Below are 16,808 nucleotides of genomic sequence, written 5' to 3' on the forward strand. Positions count from 1 at the left end.
CCCGGTTGTGTGTCGCGACGCTGGGGCCGTTGGGACCGCGCTGACAGTCAGCGTCATAGATTGCCTCTCCCGCCTGGCGGGAGAGGCAACGCGTGATTTGGTCCTTCCGGTGGGACCTGACCCAAAATCATCCGCCTTCGGGCTGCGCTACGTCTAATTCCGCAGCACGTTGGACAGCTCGCGCATCTGAGTGCGGGCCCGCAGCAGGAAGAAACCCTGGGCCGCCAGGTGGTTGGGCTGGAACATGGCGTCGGCGCGGCCATTCATCACCACCAGCGGCTGCAGCTCCGCCGCCTCGCGCAGGTTGTCGACCATCTCGGCCCAGATCTTGGTGGCGCCGGACTGGGCGAGGACGCCGTCGAAATCCTGCCCCAGCGCGCGCATCACCAGGAAATAGGCGTAGAGCCTTCCCTTGGTGGAATAGAAGATGTCATCGGCCCGGGTGTCGATCAGCCAGCCGCGGCTGGCCTCGATATGGTCGGCGATGACCGAGGATTGCGAGCCGAGGTCGGCGGCGAAGCGGTCGACCGTCTGCAGCAGGTTGTCGGCCCGCCGTTCGAACGGCGCGGTGCCGGCGGCGACCCGCTCGTTGTAGCTGCGCAGCGCCCGGGCGGCGGCGCGGTACTGCGATTCCGACGACGCGGTCGGCGCCCAGGAGGTGCTGAGGTCGAACAGCCAGATGGTGCCGGGATAGCGCAGCAGGCCGGTGGCGCGGTCGAGGTCCGGGTCCACCTGTGACGAGCCGCGGGACCGGCCGATCTGGTCGCCCATCTCGGCGGTGAAGCGCGACAGGGCGTAGATGATGCCCTGCTGGTAGTTCGGCATGTTGTCCAGCAGTGATCCCGGCAGGAAGAACGGGTCGTTGGCGGTCCAGCGATGGGCGTCGCCGGTCTCGCGCTCGATCAGCGCCGCGGCGATCTCGACCGCCTTGCTGCCATTGGCCAGGGGCGAGGCCACGGCGAAGTCCGGATCGTCGTCGACCGTGTGCACCACGAAGGCGCCGACCGCCATGTACAGCACGAACAGGATCACCAGGCCGCCGACGCCCAGCAGGATGGTGCGGCGCCAGCGCCCGCCGCCACCGACGGGGGGCGGGGCGGCCGCAGGCGCGCGGCGCCGGAACAGGCCACCCAGCCGGGCGCCCCAGCCGCGCCGCGCCGGCGCGACGCCGGATGCGGCGAGATCCTCCTGGAACGTGTCCTCCGGCTTCTGACTCACATTCGCCTCATCGCTTGGTGATCCCATGCGACAGAATGGCGATGGCGACGCTTTGGTGCCAGCCCCCCGCTGTCTGGCGTCATCCCCCCGGAGTAACCGTCACCAGGATGCCGGTGAAGTGCAGGGCGCTGCCGGCCAGCACGAACAGGTGCCAGATCATGTGGTTGAACGGCAGCCGCTCCCAGACATAGAAGGCCACGCCGGCGGTGTAGGCCAGGCCGCCGGCCAGGATCCAGCCGACCCCGGCGCCGCCCAGCGCGCTCCAGACCGGGCCGATCGCGACCAGGATCAGCCAGCCCATGGCGAGATACAGCGGCACCGCGATGCGCTTGCCATAGCCGCGATAGGTCAGGCGCAGCGCCACCCCCGATATCGCCAGGACCCAGATCACGCCGAACAGCGTCCAGCCCCAGGGGCCGCTGACGCCGAGCAGCAGGAACGGCGTGTAGGTGCCGGCGATCAGCAGGTAGATCGAGGCGTGGTCCAGCAGGTTGCAGGCGTGCTTGAAGCCGGGGGAGCGCGCCGCATGCAGCAGGGTGGAGGCGACATAGGTCAGCACCAAAGTCGCGCCGTAGATCGCGAGGCTGACGATCTCGAGCGCGCCGCCATAGAGGCTGGCCAGGACCAGCAGCACCACCAGCCCGGCCACGGCCAGGGCGGCGCCGATGCCATGGGTGACCGCATTGGCGATCTCCTCGGCCAGGGTCTCGGTGTGGGCAGTGATCCCTTCGGTCATGGCATCAATCTAGCATCGGATCCCGCCGTCGCCACGGGGCGCGATCCGCCATGAGACGCGTCGATCGCCGCGGCGAGCCCCCCGCCCTTCGGCAAGCTGCCGGACAAGGAAAACAAGAGTGATGATCGGAAGCAAACGAATCTAATTTCGAACAATATTGAATAGATCTCAATATGTCGTTTTTTGATCCAGCAAATCCGCTTGTCAGATTTCGTTTCATTTGTGATGGTAAAGATCAGATTCGAATCTTAGGATCGGCGCTTCGCCGCAGGATCCATAGATTTCGATGTTTCCGAGATCGAATAGTCCAGGGGAGGCGAACTTGCATCCATGCCTGCGTCGATCGTGCAGCATGTCCTTCGTGAGTTCGTCCGCCTCCCCTTGAGATTTCGTCCGGGAAAGACCGGGACGTCGCCGATTCCGTCCTGAGACCGGATCGACGACGCGACCCCTGTCCTCGACAGACGTGCCGAAAGCCAACCCAATCAAAAAGGAGTCGGTCGTGAGAACATCTGCAACGACGAGATTATCGGAGCGCGTGCGGCAGACGACACTTCGGTATTCAAAGCAATTGGCGCTGGCGCTGGCCCTCGCGATCTCCGGCGTGGGCCTCGCCCATTCGCAGGATCTGGCGCAGGACCTGGCGACGCGGGCCAACCAGACGGCCTTTGGCGGCCGGATCGGCGTCCCCCTCAAGCAGGGCGACTTCGTCTATCTCTCGGCCGGATCCACCGTCACGGCCTGGGACTACCGGAACCCAGAGGCGCCGCGGCTGGCGGGCGACACGCGCCGGCAGCCGCTGGCCGGCGTGATCAGCTCGATCGCGTCGCGCGGCCGGTATCTCTACGCCGGCTGGCGACGACAGGACGGCACCTCCGGCCTGGCGATCTATTCCCTGCTCGATCCGGCGCGCCCGCGCCTGATCGATGGCGGCACCCTGCGGAAGAACGCGGCGGCCGAAGACATCTCGGCGATCGCGATCGACGGCGATTTCCTCTACGCGTTCGACAACGCGCGCGGGCTGGTCGTCCACTCCCTGGCCGATCCGCTGTACCCCCGGGCCATCCGGGTGGTCGAGAGCGGCCCCGCCGATGTGGTCGGCATTTCCGGTGGCCGCATCTTCACCTCTGCCCGGACGATGATCGACGACACCCTGCTGCAGGTGTTCGACAACAGCCGGAAGAATCTGCCCAAGAGGGTGACCAGCGCGAATCTGGACGGGTTCGAGAATTTCCGCCTGCAATTCGCCTGGCCGCTCGCGGTCGGGTTCGGACTGAGCGTCAACCTGTACTACCTGCCGCCCTGGGGCGGTCCGCCGCTGCTGTGGGGCAGCGCGGGGCCGGACGAGGCCCTGTTCAACGGCTTCGTCGCCGGCGACAAGGCCTATGGCTTCGGGGCCTCCGGCGTCAGCGTCTGGAGCCTGCGCGTTCCGGTCCGCCGGGTCGGTCGCGCCGACTTCGCCAACGCCTTCGCCGCGGAGACCACCACGGTGCATGGCCAGCTCGGCTGGGTGGCCACCACCACCGACCAGCTGGCGCTGTTCGACACCGGCAAAGCGGCCTCCCCGCGCCTGGCCAGCGTCGTCGACACCCCGGGCGGTGCCGATGTCCGGGACGCGGCCCTGATCGACCGCAGCCTGGTCCTGCTGCAGAACGGCTATGGGCTGAGCGCGGCCGATGACGCCGACCTGACGCCGACGGGACGGTTCGACGCCGACCTGCCGAAGGCCAAGCAGGCCCGCGCCTTCGAGGACATGGCGGTCGACGGCCGGCGGGCCTATCTGGCGGCCTGGGGCTACGGGCTGATCATCGCCGATCTCAGCAACCCGTCGGCGCCGCGCGAGCTGGGGCGCCTGCCGGCTGAATTCTCCTCGGCGATCGCGGGGAAGGGCCGGCAGGTCTATCTCGGCACGGCCACCAATGGCGGGTCGGTGACGTCGGTCGACGTGTCGAACCCGGCCCGCCCGGTGGTGCGCAACGCGGTTGCGGTGGACACCCGGGTCGAGCGGCTGCAACTGGCCGGACGGTTCCTGTTCGCGGCCACCGCGGCGGACAGCGCGGGAGGTCCTCCGGGGGGCTTGCGCATCTTCGATGTCGGCAACCCCTCGCAGATCCGGGAGGTCGGGCGCTACAGCGACGATTGCGAATTCGCCAGCGACCTGGCCCTCAGCGACGACGCCCGGACCGTCCATCTGCGCTGCTCGACCGGCCTGCACATCCTGGATGTAAGCCAGCCGAGCCGGCCGGTCCGCCTCGGCTTCTACGCGGCCGGCGGGGGTGACCGGGCGATCGCGCTCGGCTCTGGATCGGTGTTCGTCGCGGCGGACGGCAATGTCGAGGAGGTCGATGTGCGCAATCCGCGCCAGCCGACCTCGCTGAATCGATATCAGCTTCCGGCCCAGGCCAACCGGCTGCGGGTGATGCCGGGTCGCCGGCTGTTCGTGTTCACAGGGACGGGCGGCCTGCAGATCATCAAGCTCTAGCGAGATCTTTTCAGAAGGCCCGTTCCCTCGCCGTCATTGCGAGGAGGCGAAGCCGACGAAGCAATCCATCGGTCCGCATGAGCGGATGCATGGATTGCTTCGCTGCGCTCGCAATGACGGTGTTCGGAAAGCCGCCCGAAGGTCAGGCGCGCCAGAACGGCTTGCGGGACTCTTCCTCGACATCGCCATGAGTCAGGCCGACATCGGCCAGGATATGGTCGTCGAGGCTGGAGAGGTGGCGGCGCTGCCGCTCACGGTCCTGCCAGTCCAGCAGCCGGTCGACCAGACGCATGACCAGGCCCGGGGCGGGAAGGTCGCGGCGGGAAGCGGTGAGCGGAACTCCGATGACGGACATGACAGGTCTCCTTCAGTTCTCTGAGGCGGGACATTTCTGCGTGGGTTGCGTCCTGCCTCACGTTCATAAGTGTGCTTTCGGTCCGGCTTCGACAAATGACGCTTTCTCGTGCTAAGACTTAGAAAATCTATCGCGTGAGGGAGCCGAACCGATGGCGCGCCGCCTGCCTCCGCTCAACGCCCTCCGCGCCTTCGAAGCGGCCGCGCGCCACCTCAGCTTCGTCGATGCGGCGGACGAGCTCGCGGTCACCCCGGCGGCGATCAGCCACCAGGTCAAGGCGCTGGAGGCGCATCTCGGCCTCGCTTTGTTCCAGCGCCTGCCGCGCGGCCTGGTGCTGACCGAACAGGCGAAGGTGCTGGCGCCGCAGCTGACCCGCGGCTTCGACCGGTTGGCCGAGGCGGTGGCGCGCACCCGCGGCGACGGGCTGCAGACCGTGGTCTCGGTCACCGTGCTGCCGTCCTTCGCCGTACGCTGGCTGCTGCCGCGGCTGCCCTCGTTCCGCCGGCTCAACCCCGGCGTCGAGATCGAGGTCCGGGCCCAGCACACGCCGGTGGATTTCCGGCGCGAACGGGTCGACATCGCCTTGCGCTACGGCCGCGGCGGCTGGCCCGGCCTGCATGTCGAACGCTTCCTCGACGACGAGATCTTCCCGGTGTGCAGCCCGGCGCTGCTGGAGGGGCCGAACGGGCTGCGCCGGCCGGACGATTTGCGCCGCCACACCCTGATCCACGACGTGCTGACCGGCGACGACGAGCCGTGGGTGACCTGGCAGCACTGGCTGGTGCATTTCGGCCTCGACGAGGTCGACCACCGGCGGGGGCCGCGCTACAGCGACAGCCACATGATGCTGGAGGCGGCAGTGGCGGGCGAAGGCATCGCGCTCGGCCGCAGCTCGATCATGGCCGACGACCTGGTGCGCGGCCGCCTGGTCCGGCCGTTCCCGGACGTCCAGGTGGCGGACTACGCCTATTACCTGCTGTGCCGGCCGGATGCGGTCGACCGGCCGGCGATCCGGGCCTTCCGCGACTGGCTGGTGGCCGCCGCGGCCGAGGCCGGGGGGATTTCCAGCGACGTCGTGCCGTCGGCCGCGGCCTCCGCGGCCGAGCGATAATAATACTGATTTTCAGCGCGAAAATATGCTTTGACCGTTTGGTCAGGTTTTCGTTACGGTTCGTCCCCAGGAGAGGCGGCGCTGCTCTCAATCCGGCGGAAACCCGGGTGCGGCGCCACGGGATCTAAGGCTTGCGGTTCGTCGTCTTCCGACGCTGTCGGGATCGAGCCCCTGGGAGACATGATGACGACGGCATCCGATGTCGCGGCGCCGCGACCGCCAGCCCGCCCGGGCGGCCTCTCCATATCCATTCCATCCTGTGCATTCGGTCCTGTGCCGCCGAGGCCGCAACCGGCTCACGGCGCTGGCGCCCCATGCGCATGGCAGATATGTTCTGACACTTGGTTTGACAGGGAGCGTCGTTCAACAATGAAAAACCTTCTTTCCGCCCTCGCCCTCTCCACGGCGCTGGTCGCCGGTGCCGCCTTCGCCGACGAGGTGAAGCCGGCGGTGGTCTTCGACATGGGCGGCAAGTTCGACCGCTCCTTCAACGAAGGCATCTACAACGGCTCGAAGAAGTGGTCCGACGAATCCGGCGTCAAGATCGCCGAGTTCGAGGTGACCAACGAATCCCAGCGCGAGCAGGCGCTGCGCCGCATGGCCGAGAACGGCGCCAATGTCGTGATCGCCGTCGGCTTCGCCCAGGCCCCGGCGCTGGAGATCGTGGCCGACGAATTCCCCGACGTGAAGTTCGCGATCATCGACGCGGTGGTCGAGAAGCCGAACGTGCAGTCGATCGTGTTCAAGGAGCAGGAGGGCTCGTTCCTGGTCGGCGTGCTCGCCGCCATGGCGTCGAAGACCGGCTCGGTCGGCTTCGTCGGCGGCATGGACATCCCGCTGATCCGCGCCTTCGGCTGCGGCTATGTCCAGGGTGCGCATTACATCAACCCGAAGATCACCGTGCTGCAGAACATGACCGGCACCACGCCGGCCGCCTGGAACGACCCGACCAAGGGCGGCGAGCTGGCGCGCAGCCAGTTCGATCGCGGCGCCGACGTGGTCTACGCCGCCGCGGGCGCCACCGGCCTGGGCGTGCTGCAGGCCGCGGCCGACGCCAAGAAGCTGTCGATCGGCGTCGACAGCAACCAGAACATGCTGCATCCCGGCTCGGTCCTGACCTCGATGGTCAAGCGGGTCGACGTCGCCGCCTACAACGTCTTCAAGACGGCCCAGGACGGCAAGTTCAAGCCCGGCGTCAACGTGCTCGGCCTCAAGGAGGACGGCGTGGGCTGGGCCGCCGACGAGAACAACGCCAAGCTGATCACGCCGGAGATGAAGGCCAAGGTCGACACGGTGTCGAAGGGCATCATCGACGGCTCGATCAAGGTCGTCGACTACCGCACCGACAACTCCTGCCCGATGTGACGGCGGTATCCGACCGCGATGAGCAATGATGGCGTGACCCGCGCCGCGACGGTAGGCGGAGCCCCCAACGGGGCCCCGCCGGCCATCGAGTTGCGCGGCATCAGCAAGAGCTTCGGCCCGGTCAAGGCCAACCAGGACGTGTCGCTGACCATCGCGCCCGGCACGATCCACGGCATCATCGGCGAGAACGGCGCCGGCAAGTCGACGCTGATGTCGATCCTCTACGGCTTCTACGAGGCCGACAGCGGCGAGATCCTGGTCAACGGCGCGGTGAAGCGGATCACCTCGTCCAGCGACGCCATCGCCGCCGGCATCGGCATGGTCCACCAGCACTTCATGCTGGTCGAACCCTTCACCGTGCTGGAGAACGTGATCCTGGGCGCCGAGGGCGGCGCCCTTTTGGCAGGCGGCAAGGCCAAGGCCCGGGCCGAGCTGCAGCGGCTGGAGCGCGAATACACGCTCGAAGTGCCGGTCGACGCCGTGGTCGGCGACCTGCCGGTCGGGCTGCAGCAGCGGGTCGAGATCCTGAAGGCGCTGTACCGCGGCGCCGACACCCTGATCCTGGACGAGCCGACCGGCGTGCTGACGCCGCAGGAGGCCGACCACCTGTTCCGCATCCTCGCGGCGCTGCGGGCGCAGGGCAAGACGGTGATCCTGATCACCCACAAGCTGCGCGAGATCATGGCGATCACCGATGCGGTGACGGTGATGCGGCAGGGCCGCGTCGTCGCCAACGTCGCCACCAGGGAGACCAGCCGCGAGCAGCTGGCCGAGATGATGGTCGGCCGCAAGGTGCTGCTGCGCGTCGACAAGACCCCGGCCCGGCCGGGCGAGACCCTGCTGGAGGTGCGCGACCTCGACGTGGTCGACGGCCAGGGCGTGCGGCGGGTCAAGGACGTGTCGCTGACCCTGCGCGCCGGCGAGATCGTCGGCATCGCCGGCGTGTCCGGCAACGGCCAGTCGGAGCTGCTGGCCGCGATCGCCGGCATGGTCAAGCCGGCCAAGGGCGACATCGTGGTCGGCGGCAAGGCGCTCTCCAGTCTGCCCCGGGTCGATGCCCGGACCCTGCGGTCCCTCGGCGTCGGCCATGTGCCGGAGGATCGGCACCGCGACGGGCTGGTCACCGCCTTCAGCGCGGCGGAATGCTCGATCCTCGGCCATCACGACGACCCGGCCTTCAACGGCGCGGTCCTGACCGACGGCCGCAAGGTGGTCGAGAATTGCGGCCAGCTGATGCGGGACTACGACGTCCGGCCGCCGAACCCGCATCTCAAGGCCGCCAACTTCTCCGGCGGCAACCAGCAGAAGATCATCGTCGGCCGCGAGGTCGAGCGCGACCCCAAGGTGCTGCTGGTCGGCCAGCCGACCCGCGGCGTCGATATCGGCGCGATCGAGGCGATCCACCGCCGCCTGGTGGCGCTGCGCGACAGCGGCAAGGCGATCCTGCTGGTGTCGGTCGAGCTCGACGAGATCCGCTCGCTGGCCGACCGCATCCTGGTGATGTTCGACGGCATGATCGTCGGCGAGGTCGCGGCCGAAGGCGCCTCCGAACAATCCCTTGGCCTGATGATGGCCGGGGTCCAGCAAGAGGCGGCGGAATGAGCGTGCTCGGTCGCCCGGCCGATGTGCCGCGCTGGGTGTCGATCGGCCTGATCCCGGCGGTCAACCTGGTGCTGGCCTTCATCGCCGCCGGGCTGGTGGTGCTGCTGATCTACTGGGGCCAGTATTCCGCCGGGACGCTGAGCGGGGCGGAGTTTCTCTACACCCCGGTGCGGGCGGCCGGGCTGCTGCTGAAGGGCGCCTTCGGCAACTTCCCGAACTGGAGCTACACGCTCTACTACACCACCAACTTCATCTTCGCCGGGCTGGCCGTGGCCGTGGCCTTCCATGCCGGGCTGTTCAACATCGGGGTCGAGGGCCAGGCCTATATCGCCGGGCTCGGGGCCGGCCTGGTCTGCCTGTACCTCGATTTCCTGCCTTTCGTCCTGGTGCTGCCGCTGGCGATCATCGCGGCCGCACTGTTCGGCGCCGCCTGGGCCTTCATTCCGGCCTATCTGCAGGCCAAGCGGGGCAGCCACATCGTCATCACGACGATCATGTTCAACTTCATCGCCGCGTCGCTGATGGTCTATCTGCTGGTGCATGTGCTGATCGCGCCGGGCCAGCAATCGCCGGAAAGCCGGGCCTTCGCCGCCAACACGACGCTGCCGACCATCACCGAGGTGATGGCCTGGTTCGGGGTGAAGCTGCGGCGCCTGCCGCTGAACCTCTCTTTCCTGTGGTCGCTGGCCTGCTGCGTGTTCGTCTGGATCTTCATCTGGCGCACCCGCTGGGGCTATGCGCTGCGGACGGTGGGGCTGAACCCCCGCGCGGCGGTCTATGGCGGCATCTCGGTCGCCGGCGTGATCATCCTGGCGATGTGCATCTCCGGCGCCCTGTCCGGCTTCATCGCCCTGAACGAGATCATGGGGGTGCAGCGCCGCATCCTGCTGAACTTCGTCGCCGGGGCCGGCTTCGTCGGCATCGCGGTGTCGCTGATGGGGCGCAACCATCCCTTCGGCATCATCTTCGCCTCGCTGCTGTTCGGCGCGCTGTACCAGGGCGGCGCCGAGCTGAACTTCGACATGCCGGAGATCACCCGTGACATGGTGGTGGTGATCCAGGGCCTGGTGATCCTGTTCGCCGGCGCGCTGGAGAACCTGTTCCGGCCGAAGATCGAGGCACTGTTCCGGCGGCGCACGCCGGCGCTGCAGCCGGCAGGGGGAAGCGCCGGATGACCCTGCTCGACGTCATCGCCCTGCTCGATGCCACCCTCCGGACCTCGACGCCGCTGGTGCTGGCCGCGCTGGCCGGGCTGTTCGCCGAACGGGCCGGGCTGGTCGATATCGGGCTGGAAGGCAAGATGCTGGCCGCCGCCTTCGCCTCGGCGGCGATGGCCGCCTATTCCGGCTCGGCCTGGGCCGGGCTGGGCATGGGCGTCGTCGTCTCGGTCGTGCTCGCCCTGCTGCACGGCTACGCCTCGATCACCCATCGCGGCAACCAGGTGGTCTCCGGCCTCGCCATCAACATCCTGACTTCGGGCCTGACGGTCACGCTCGGCATCGCCTGGTACCAGCGGGGCGGCCAAACCCCGCCGCTGGAGGGCGATGCCCGGTTCCAGCAGATCACCCTGCCATTCGCCGACGCCCTGCGCGACGTGCCGGTGGTCGGGCCGATCTGGTCGGACCTGATCTCCGGCCATTCGATCCTGGTCTATATCGCCTTCCTGGCGGTGCCGCTGACCGCCTGGGTGGTCTATCGCACCCGCTTCGGCCTGCGGCTGCGCGCGGTGGGCGAAAGCCCGGCCGCGGTCGACACCGCCGGCATTTCGGTGGCGCGGCTGCGCTACCAGGCGATGATCCTGACCGGCGTGCTCTGCGGCATGGCCGGGACCTACCTGTCGGTGGCGCAGAACGCCTCCTTCGGCCGCGACATGACGGCGGGCAAGGGCTATCTCGCCTTGGCCGCGTTGATCTTCGCGAAGTGGAAGCCCTGGCCGGTGATGCTGACCTGCCTGCTGTTCGGCCTGCTCGACGCGCTGGAGGCGCGGCTGCAGGGCACCATCATCCCCGGCTTCGGCGAGGTCCCGGTCCAGCTCATCCAGGCGCTGCCCTATGTCCTGACGGTCGTCCTGCTCGCCGGCTTCATCGGCCGGGCGACGGCGCCGAAGGCCAGCGGCGTGCCCTATGTCAAGGAACGCTGAGCCCATGTCCGATCCCGGCTTCGAGGCCCTGTTCCAGGCGGCGACCGCCGCGCGGGCGCATGCCCATGTGCCCTATTCGCACTTCCCGGTCGGTGCCGCGATCCGCACCCCGGACGGCCGCATCCATGCCGGCTGCAATGTCGAGAACGCCGCCTATCCGCAGAGCCAATGCGCCGAGGCGACGGCGATCGGCGTGATGGTCGCGGCCGGCGACCGGGCGATCGCCGAGATCGTGGTGATCGGCGGCGAGGCCGGCGACACGCTGCTGTGCACCCCCTGCGGCGGCTGCCGCCAGCGCATCCGCGAATTCGCCCGCGGCGACACGCCGGTGCATGTCTGCGGCCCGGAAGGCCTGCGCCTGACCACCACCCTGGACGCCCTGCTGCCGCATTCCTTCGGGCCGGAGAACCTGCAGGACTGACGTTTCAGAAGCGCGCTGGCGTCCCCGCCGTTCCCGTCCTAGTAAGAAACCAACCGCGTCCAAGCGGATTCGCCCGAGGGGTGTCGCCATGTCCCAGATCCTTGCCGGGCGCCTGCGCCGGCCTGCCGCGGCCCCGTCGACGGGGTGCCGCTGACATGGCGCTGCTGCCGCAGGAGATCATCCGCCGCAAGCGCGACGGGGCCGAGCTGGACGCCGCCGAGATCGAGGCGATGGTGCGCGGCGCGGTCGATGCCAGCGTCACCGACGCCCAGATCGCCGCCTTCGCCATGGCCGTGTTCTTCCGCGGCATGACCATGCCGGAACGGGTGGCCTTCACCCGCGCCATGGCCCAGTCCGGCCGGGTGCTGGACTGGTCCGGCGCCAACCTGCCCGGCCCGGTGCTGGACAAGCATTCGACCGGCGGCATCGGCGACAAGACCAGCCTGATCCTGGCCCCGATCGTCGCCGCCTGCGGCGGCTTCGTGCCGATGATCTCCGGCCGCGGCCTGGGCCACACCGGCGGCACGCTCGACAAGATGGATGCGATCCCGGGCTATATCAGCCAGCCCGAGACCGAGCAGCTGGAGCGGGTGGTGCGGTCGGCGGGCTGCGCCGTGGTCGGCGCCACCCGCGACATCGCCCCGGCCGACCGCCGCATCTACGCCATCCGCGACGTCACCGGCACGGTCGAATCGATCGACCTGATCACCGCCTCGATCCTGTCGAAGAAGATGGCCGCCGGGCTGGACGGGCTGGTGATGGACGTCAAGTTCGGCACCGGCGCCTTCATGAGCGACATCGATGACGCCCGCGCCCTGGCCCGGTCGATCGTCGACGTCGCCACCGGCGGCGGGCTGCCGACCACGGCGCTGCTGACCGACATGAACCAGCCGCTGGGCCGCACCGCCGGCAATGCGGTCGAGGTCCGGGAATCGATCGAGCTGCTGACCGGCGGGCCCCGCGACGAGCGGCTGTGGGAGGTCACGGCGCAGCTGACCGCCGAGCTGCTGGTGATCGGCGGGCTGGCTGCCGACACTGCGGCGGCGCGGGTCAAGGTCGAGCATGCCCTGGCCAGTGGTGCTGCGGCGGAGCGCTTCGCCTGCATGGTCGCGGCGCTGGGCGGCCCGGTCGACATCCTGGAGCGGGCCGACCGCCATTTGCCCGCGGCGCCGCTGGTCCGGCCGATCCTGGCGGACCGCGCGGGCGTGGTCGCCGCGGTCGACGCCCGCGCCATCGGCGTCGCCATCGTGGCGCTGGGCGGCGGCCGCACCCGGCCGGAGGACGGCGTCGATCACGCCGTCGGCCTGACCGGGATCGCCGCGATCGGCGAGGCGGTGGGGCCGGGCGGCCGGCCACTGGCCCTGCTGCATGCGCGGGACGAGGCGTCGGCGGCCCGGGCCGAGGCGGCGATCCGCGCCGCCATGGCGGTGGCCGAGATTGCGCCGGCGCAGCCGCCGCTGGTCGCCGAACGGATCGCCTGAAGCCATGAACGCACAGGCCCCGACACGCCAGCCGGTCGCCCGGCAGTCAGCGGCGCAGGGCATCGCCCTCTATGCCGGCGGCGTGTTCATCCTGTGCATCATGGACGCGATGATCAAATGGCTGTCGGCGGATTATCCGATCGCCCAGATCGTGTTCTTCCGGGCCTCGATCGGGCTGGTGCCGACCCTGGTCATGCTGCTGCGCCCGCCGGGGCTGCAGGCGCTGCGCACCCAGCGGGTCGGGGCCCATCTGCTGCGCGGCCTGGTCGGCGTCATCGGCACCTTCGGCTTCTTCTGGGCCTTCGCGGTGATGCCGCTGGCCGACGCCTACGCCATCGGCTTCGCCGCGCCGATGTTCATCACCGCGATGTCGGTGCCGATCCTGGGCGAGAAGGTCGGGACGCGGCGCTGGCTGGCGGTGCTGGTCGGCTTCGCCGGGGTGCTGATCATGATCCGACCGGGCGGCGGCGGAACCTTCGGCGGCGGCGGCGCCATCGCGTTGCTCGCCACCGCGGCCTACGCCCTGTCGATGGTGCTGGTGCGCCTCTACAGCCGGACCGAGAGCAACGCCTCGCTGATCTTCTACGCCACCCTCGTCATCGTCGCCGTCGCCGGGGTGCAGATGCCCTTCGTCTGGGTGACGCCGACCTGGGCGGATGCCGGCCTGCTGGCCGTGCTCGGGCTGCTCGGCGGCATCGGCGCGATCATGATGGCGCAGGCCTATCGCGTGGCCACGCCGTCGATCGTGGTGCCGTTCGAATACACCGGCATGATCTGGGGCGTGGGCTTGGGCTTCCTGATCTGGGGCGACATGCCCGATCTGTGGATCTGGGTCGGCTCGGGCATCGTCATCGCCAGCGGCCTCTACATCGTCCACCGCGAGACCCGGCACAAGGCACCGGCCTCGCCAGCCGGCGCCGCGGCCGACCCGGCGGGCGAGAGCGGGGCGCCGGCGTCATGAGCCCAGGATTGTGAGTAAGGAGACGGCGATGCTGCCGAAGGCGGAGCTTCACCTGCATCTGGAAGGGGCGGCCAGCCCGGACTTGGTCCGCCGCCTGGCGGCGCGGCACGGCATGGCCCTGCCGGCGGATCTGTTCACGCCGGCGGGCGACTTCGCCTGGACCACCTTCCTGCATTTCCTGAAGGTCTATGACGCCGCCAGCACGGTGATCCGGACCGAGCAGGACTACCGCGACGTCACCTACGAATACCTCAAGGCCTGTGCCGCCGAAGGCGCGATCTATGTCGAGCTGATGTCGTCGCCCGACCATGCCGCGGCGGCCGGCCTGTCCTACCAGGGCCATCTCGACGGCATCGTCCAGGGCATCGAGGATGCGCGGGCCGAGACCGGCATCGAATCCCGCATCATCGTCACCTGCGTCCGCCATCTGGGGGCGGAGCGGGCGGTCGAGGTGGCCAAGGCCGCGGTGCGGCACCAGCACCCGCTGGTCACCGGCTTCGGCATGGGCGGCGACGAGGCCGGGTTCCCGCCGCAGCTGTTCGCCCAGACCTACCGCATCGCCCATGACGAGGCCGGGCTGGCCTGCAACGTCCACGCCGGCGAGGCGGCGGGGCCGGAAAGCGTGTGGGCGGCGCTGCGCCTGCCGGTCGGCCGCATCGGCCACGGCGTGCGCTCGATCGAGGATCCCGCCCTGGTGACGGAACTGGCCGACCGCGGTATCGTGCTCGAGGTCTGCCCCACCAGCAACATCGCCACCAAGGTCTATCCCGACTACCGCGCCCACCCCTTGCGCAAGCTGATGGAGGCGGGGGTGAAGGTGACGCTGAACAGCGACGACCCGCCCTATTTCGCCACCACCATCGGCCATGAATATGCGGTGGCGGAACGGCATTTCGATCTCGACGACGCGGCGCTGCGGCAGGTCACCCGCACCGCGCTGCAGGCCGCCTTCGTCGACGAACCCACCCGGGCGCGGCTGCTGGCCCGCCTGGAGTCCTGATCAACCCTGAGGAAGAAGGAAGAACCGACATGACCATCAAGCGCATCGGCGTCGGCCCGCGCATGAGCGCCGCCGTCATCCATGACGGCCGCGTGTTCACCGCTGGCCAGGTCGCCGACAAGCCGACCCCTGATGTGACCGACCAGACCCGCCAGATCCTGGCCACGATCGACGCGCTGCTGGCCGAGGCCGGCACCGACAAGACCAAGCTGCTGACCGCCAACATCTGGCTGGCCGACATCGCCGATTTCGCGGCGATGAACGCGGCCTGGGACAAGTGGGTGTCGCCCGGCAACACCCCGGCCCGCGCCACGGTCGAAAGCAAGCTGGCCAGCCCGGAATACCGGGTCGAAATCCAGGTCACCGCGGCGATCTGAGTTTGCTCTGAGGCGAGGTTGGGTTCCCACAGGGAACCCAACCCGCTGAATTCACCGATCGATCGGTCAATCAATGGCCGACAGGAAGCGGTCGAGGCGCAGCCCGGACGGCCAGGTCCAGACTGGCTGCGACCGCCGGCCCAGGTCCCAGGACGCCACCACCGCCTCGGCCTTGCCGACCAGGTCGCCGACCGGCAGGAAGCCGACGCCGCCGGATGCGACCGACAGCCGGCTGTCGGCGGAATCGTCGCGGTTGTCGCCCATCACGAACAGGTCGCCGACCGGCACCGTGACCTCCGGCATCTCGTCCAGCGGCGCGTGTGCGGCCAGCTTGAGGATCGGGTGGCTGACCCCGCCCGGCAGGGTCTCGACGAAGCGGGCGGCGGGGCCGGTGGTGCCGTTCTCGCGCTCGACCCGGCCGTCGCCGTCCGGCCGCAGCCCGACCGGCTCGCCATTGATCCACAGGCGGCCGGAATGCATGGCGATGCGGTCGCCGGGCAGGCCGACCACCCGTTTGACCCAGGTCTGCGAGGGGTCGCCGGGCCAGCGGAACACCACGACGTCGCCGCGCGCCGGCACCCGGCCGAAGATACGGCCGTCGCCGGCCAGGGTCAGGCCGAAGGGCAGGGACGCCGTGCCGTAGCCATAGGGATATTTCGTGGCGATCAGCTCGTCGCCGATCTGCAGGGTCGGCTCCATCGAGCCGGAGGGTACGTAGAACGGCTCCGCGATCGCCGTCTTGGCGGCGGTGATGAGCAGCAGCAGCGCCGCCAGCTCACCGATGCCGCGCAGCCAGCGCCGCGCCGATCCGCCGTCCTGCGATGCCGTGTCGATCGCCATGTCCCGCACCTCCGAAGCCGAGCGCCCGACCTTCGCGCCGCGCCCGGCTTCGGTAAAGTTACGAATGGGACAGGATCTTTTGGCCGCAGCCGAGGCCCGGACAGCAAAAAGGCCCGCCGGGGCGGGCCTTGTGCCGTGCCGAAAAGCCGGGCCGTCAGGCGGCCAGCTTCTCCTCGGCATCCAGCGTGGCGGCCACGGCGTGGACCACCGAGGCGATGCGGATGATCGCCTGGACCACGTCTTTGCCGACGCCCTTCTTGGCCACGACCTGCTCATGGCTGTCCATGCACATGCCGCAGCCGTTGATCGCCGAGACCGCCAGCGAATACAGCTCGAAATCGACATGATCGATGCCGGGATTGGCGATCGCGTTCATGCGCAGCCGCGCCGGCAGCGTCGCGTAATCCTTCTCGGACACCAGATGGGTGAAGCGGTAGTAGATGTTGTTCATGCCCATGATCGCCGCGGCGGTCTTCGCGGCGGTCTGCGCCTCGGGCGACAGATGCTGCGCCGCCTCGGCGGCGATCGCCTTGATCACCGTGACGTTGCGCGAGGCGAAGGCGCTGGCCAGCGCGGTGCCCCAGATCTGCTGCGCGGTCACGCCGGGCGGGGTCAGGACCGAGGACAGGTTGAGCTTCAGGTCCTTGGCGTAGTCGGGAAGGGCGGCCTTCAGCGTGTCAATCGACATCGGGTGCTCCGGCGGACAGGGAAAAGACAGG

The 16,808-nt window shown here is 69.1% G+C and carries 16 protein-coding genes; 11 read left to right on the forward strand and 5 right to left on the reverse strand.

Features of this window, described 5'->3' with window-relative positions; all coding sequences use genetic code 11:
* Window positions 1–153: 153 nt before the first annotated feature.
* The gene (locus tag E9232_RS01945; RefSeq protein WP_309791809.1) at window positions 154–1,218 is read right to left on the reverse strand and encodes a DUF2333 family protein; all 1,065 of its coding nucleotides are present in this window, start codon (window positions 1,216–1,218) and stop codon (window positions 154–156) included.
* Window positions 1,219–1,297: 79 nt separating this feature from the next.
* The gene (trhA, locus tag E9232_RS01950) at window positions 1,298–1,954 is read right to left on the reverse strand and encodes a PAQR family membrane homeostasis protein TrhA (protein ID WP_309791810.1); all 657 of its coding nucleotides are present in this window, start codon (window positions 1,952–1,954) and stop codon (window positions 1,298–1,300) included.
* Window positions 1,955–2,525: 571 nt separating this feature from the next.
* Here trhA and E9232_RS01955 point away from each other — a divergent pair.
* Window positions 2,526–4,436 (forward strand): LVIVD repeat-containing protein, encoded by a 1,911-nt coding sequence (locus E9232_RS01955; RefSeq protein ID WP_309791811.1) that lies wholly within the window; start codon window positions 2,526–2,528, stop codon window positions 4,434–4,436.
* Between the two features lie 142 nt (window positions 4,437–4,578).
* Here E9232_RS01955 and E9232_RS01960 read toward each other — a convergent pair whose 3' ends face one another.
* Window positions 4,579–4,791 carry a DUF1127 domain-containing protein gene (locus E9232_RS01960; protein ID WP_309791812.1) on the reverse strand — a complete coding sequence of 71 codons (213 nt, stop codon included), beginning with the start codon at window positions 4,789–4,791 and terminating at the stop codon, window positions 4,579–4,581.
* Window positions 4,792–4,942: 151 nt separating this feature from the next.
* On the opposite strand from E9232_RS01960, the gene E9232_RS01965 reads away from it, so the two are divergent.
* The 10 genes from E9232_RS01965 to E9232_RS02010 all read left to right on the forward strand — a co-directional run bounded on the left by E9232_RS01965 (window position 4,943) and on the right by E9232_RS02010 (window position 15,249).
* Window positions 4,943–5,902, forward strand: coding sequence for a transcriptional regulator GcvA (locus tag E9232_RS01965; protein ID WP_309791813.1), 960 nt, complete (start codon window positions 4,943–4,945; stop codon window positions 5,900–5,902).
* A 369-nt stretch (window positions 5,903–6,271) separates the two neighbouring features.
* Window positions 6,272–7,267, forward strand: a complete 996-nt coding sequence (locus E9232_RS01970) for a BMP family lipoprotein (protein ID WP_309791814.1) — start codon at window positions 6,272–6,274, stop codon at window positions 7,265–7,267.
* Window positions 7,268–7,285: 18 nt separating this feature from the next.
* Entirely contained in the window at window positions 7,286–8,869 is a 1,584-nt protein-coding gene (locus E9232_RS01975; RefSeq protein ID WP_309791816.1) for an ABC transporter ATP-binding protein, read from the forward strand.
* Complete coding sequence (locus tag E9232_RS01980; protein ID WP_309791817.1) at window positions 8,866–10,044, forward strand: ABC transporter permease; 1,179 nt, start codon at window positions 8,866–8,868, stop codon at window positions 10,042–10,044. Before E9232_RS01975 ends, E9232_RS01980 begins: the two co-directional genes overlap by 4 nt.
* Window positions 10,041–11,009, forward strand: a complete 969-nt coding sequence (locus E9232_RS01985; protein ID WP_309791818.1) for an ABC transporter permease — start codon at window positions 10,041–10,043, stop codon at window positions 11,007–11,009. Before E9232_RS01980 ends, E9232_RS01985 begins: the two co-directional genes overlap by 4 nt.
* A 4-nt stretch (window positions 11,010–11,013) precedes the next feature.
* Entirely contained in the window at window positions 11,014–11,430 is a 417-nt protein-coding gene (locus tag E9232_RS01990; protein WP_309791819.1) for a cytidine deaminase, read from the forward strand.
* 155 nt (window positions 11,431–11,585) lie between these two features.
* Window positions 11,586–12,911 carry a thymidine phosphorylase gene (gene deoA, locus E9232_RS01995; protein ID WP_309791820.1) on the forward strand — a complete coding sequence of 442 codons (1,326 nt, stop codon included), beginning with the start codon at window positions 11,586–11,588 and terminating at the stop codon, window positions 12,909–12,911.
* Window positions 12,912–12,915: 4 nt separating this feature from the next.
* Entirely contained in the window at window positions 12,916–13,872 is a 957-nt protein-coding gene (locus E9232_RS02000) for a DMT family transporter (RefSeq protein WP_309791821.1), read from the forward strand.
* Window positions 13,873–13,882: 10 nt separating this feature from the next.
* Window positions 13,883–14,872 (forward strand): adenosine deaminase, encoded by a 990-nt coding sequence (locus tag E9232_RS02005; protein WP_309791822.1) that lies wholly within the window; start codon window positions 13,883–13,885, stop codon window positions 14,870–14,872.
* Between the two features lie 29 nt (window positions 14,873–14,901).
* Window positions 14,902–15,249 (forward strand): RidA family protein, encoded by a 348-nt coding sequence (locus E9232_RS02010; RefSeq protein WP_309791823.1) that lies wholly within the window; start codon window positions 14,902–14,904, stop codon window positions 15,247–15,249.
* Between the two features lie 66 nt (window positions 15,250–15,315).
* On the opposite strand, the gene lepB is transcribed toward E9232_RS02010, so the two are convergent.
* Window positions 15,316–16,089 carry a signal peptidase I gene (lepB, locus tag E9232_RS02015; protein WP_309791824.1) on the reverse strand — a complete coding sequence of 258 codons (774 nt, stop codon included), beginning with the start codon at window positions 16,087–16,089 and terminating at the stop codon, window positions 15,316–15,318.
* A 154-nt stretch (window positions 16,090–16,243) separates the two neighbouring features.
* Window positions 16,244–16,777 carry an alkylhydroperoxidase, AhpD family gene (gene ahpD / locus E9232_RS02020; protein ID WP_309791826.1) on the reverse strand — a complete coding sequence of 178 codons (534 nt, stop codon included), beginning with the start codon at window positions 16,775–16,777 and terminating at the stop codon, window positions 16,244–16,246.
* Window positions 16,778–16,808: the final 31 nt, after the last annotated feature.

Origin of the sequence: Inquilinus ginsengisoli (assembly GCF_031453975.1) — a bacterium.
GTDB classification, from domain to species: Bacteria; Pseudomonadota; Alphaproteobacteria; order DSM-16000; family Inquilinaceae; genus Inquilinus; species Inquilinus ginsengisoli_A.

What these genes read in the sequence shown, in the direction of transcription:
- trhA (WP_309791810.1), bottom strand. Translation starts at nt 1,954, where the DNA reads ATGACCGAAGGGATCACTGCCCACACCGAGACCCTGGCCGAGGAGATC.
- deoA (WP_309791820.1), top strand. Translation starts at nt 11,586, where the DNA reads ATGGCGCTGCTGCCGCAGGAGATCATCCGCCGCAAGCGCGACGGGGCC.
- E9232_RS02000 (WP_309791821.1), top strand. Translation starts at nt 12,916, where the DNA reads ATGAACGCACAGGCCCCGACACGCCAGCCGGTCGCCCGGCAGTCAGCG.
- E9232_RS01985 (WP_309791818.1), top strand. Translation starts at nt 10,041, where the DNA reads ATGACCCTGCTCGACGTCATCGCCCTGCTCGATGCCACCCTCCGGACC.
- E9232_RS01975 (WP_309791816.1), top strand. Translation starts at nt 7,286, where the DNA reads ATGAGCAATGATGGCGTGACCCGCGCCGCGACGGTAGGCGGAGCCCCC.
- ahpD (WP_309791826.1), bottom strand. Translation starts at nt 16,777, where the DNA reads ATGTCGATTGACACGCTGAAGGCCGCCCTTCCCGACTACGCCAAGGAC.
- E9232_RS02010 (WP_309791823.1), top strand. Translation starts at nt 14,902, where the DNA reads ATGACCATCAAGCGCATCGGCGTCGGCCCGCGCATGAGCGCCGCCGTC.
- E9232_RS01980 (WP_309791817.1), top strand. Translation starts at nt 8,866, where the DNA reads ATGAGCGTGCTCGGTCGCCCGGCCGATGTGCCGCGCTGGGTGTCGATC.
- lepB (WP_309791824.1), bottom strand. Translation starts at nt 16,089, where the DNA reads ATGGCGATCGACACGGCATCGCAGGACGGCGGATCGGCGCGGCGCTGG.
- E9232_RS01960 (WP_309791812.1), bottom strand. Translation starts at nt 4,791, where the DNA reads ATGTCCGTCATCGGAGTTCCGCTCACCGCTTCCCGCCGCGACCTTCCC.
- E9232_RS01965 (WP_309791813.1), top strand. Translation starts at nt 4,943, where the DNA reads ATGGCGCGCCGCCTGCCTCCGCTCAACGCCCTCCGCGCCTTCGAAGCG.
- E9232_RS01990 (WP_309791819.1), top strand. Translation starts at nt 11,014, where the DNA reads ATGTCCGATCCCGGCTTCGAGGCCCTGTTCCAGGCGGCGACCGCCGCG.
- E9232_RS01970 (WP_309791814.1), top strand. Translation starts at nt 6,272, where the DNA reads ATGAAAAACCTTCTTTCCGCCCTCGCCCTCTCCACGGCGCTGGTCGCC.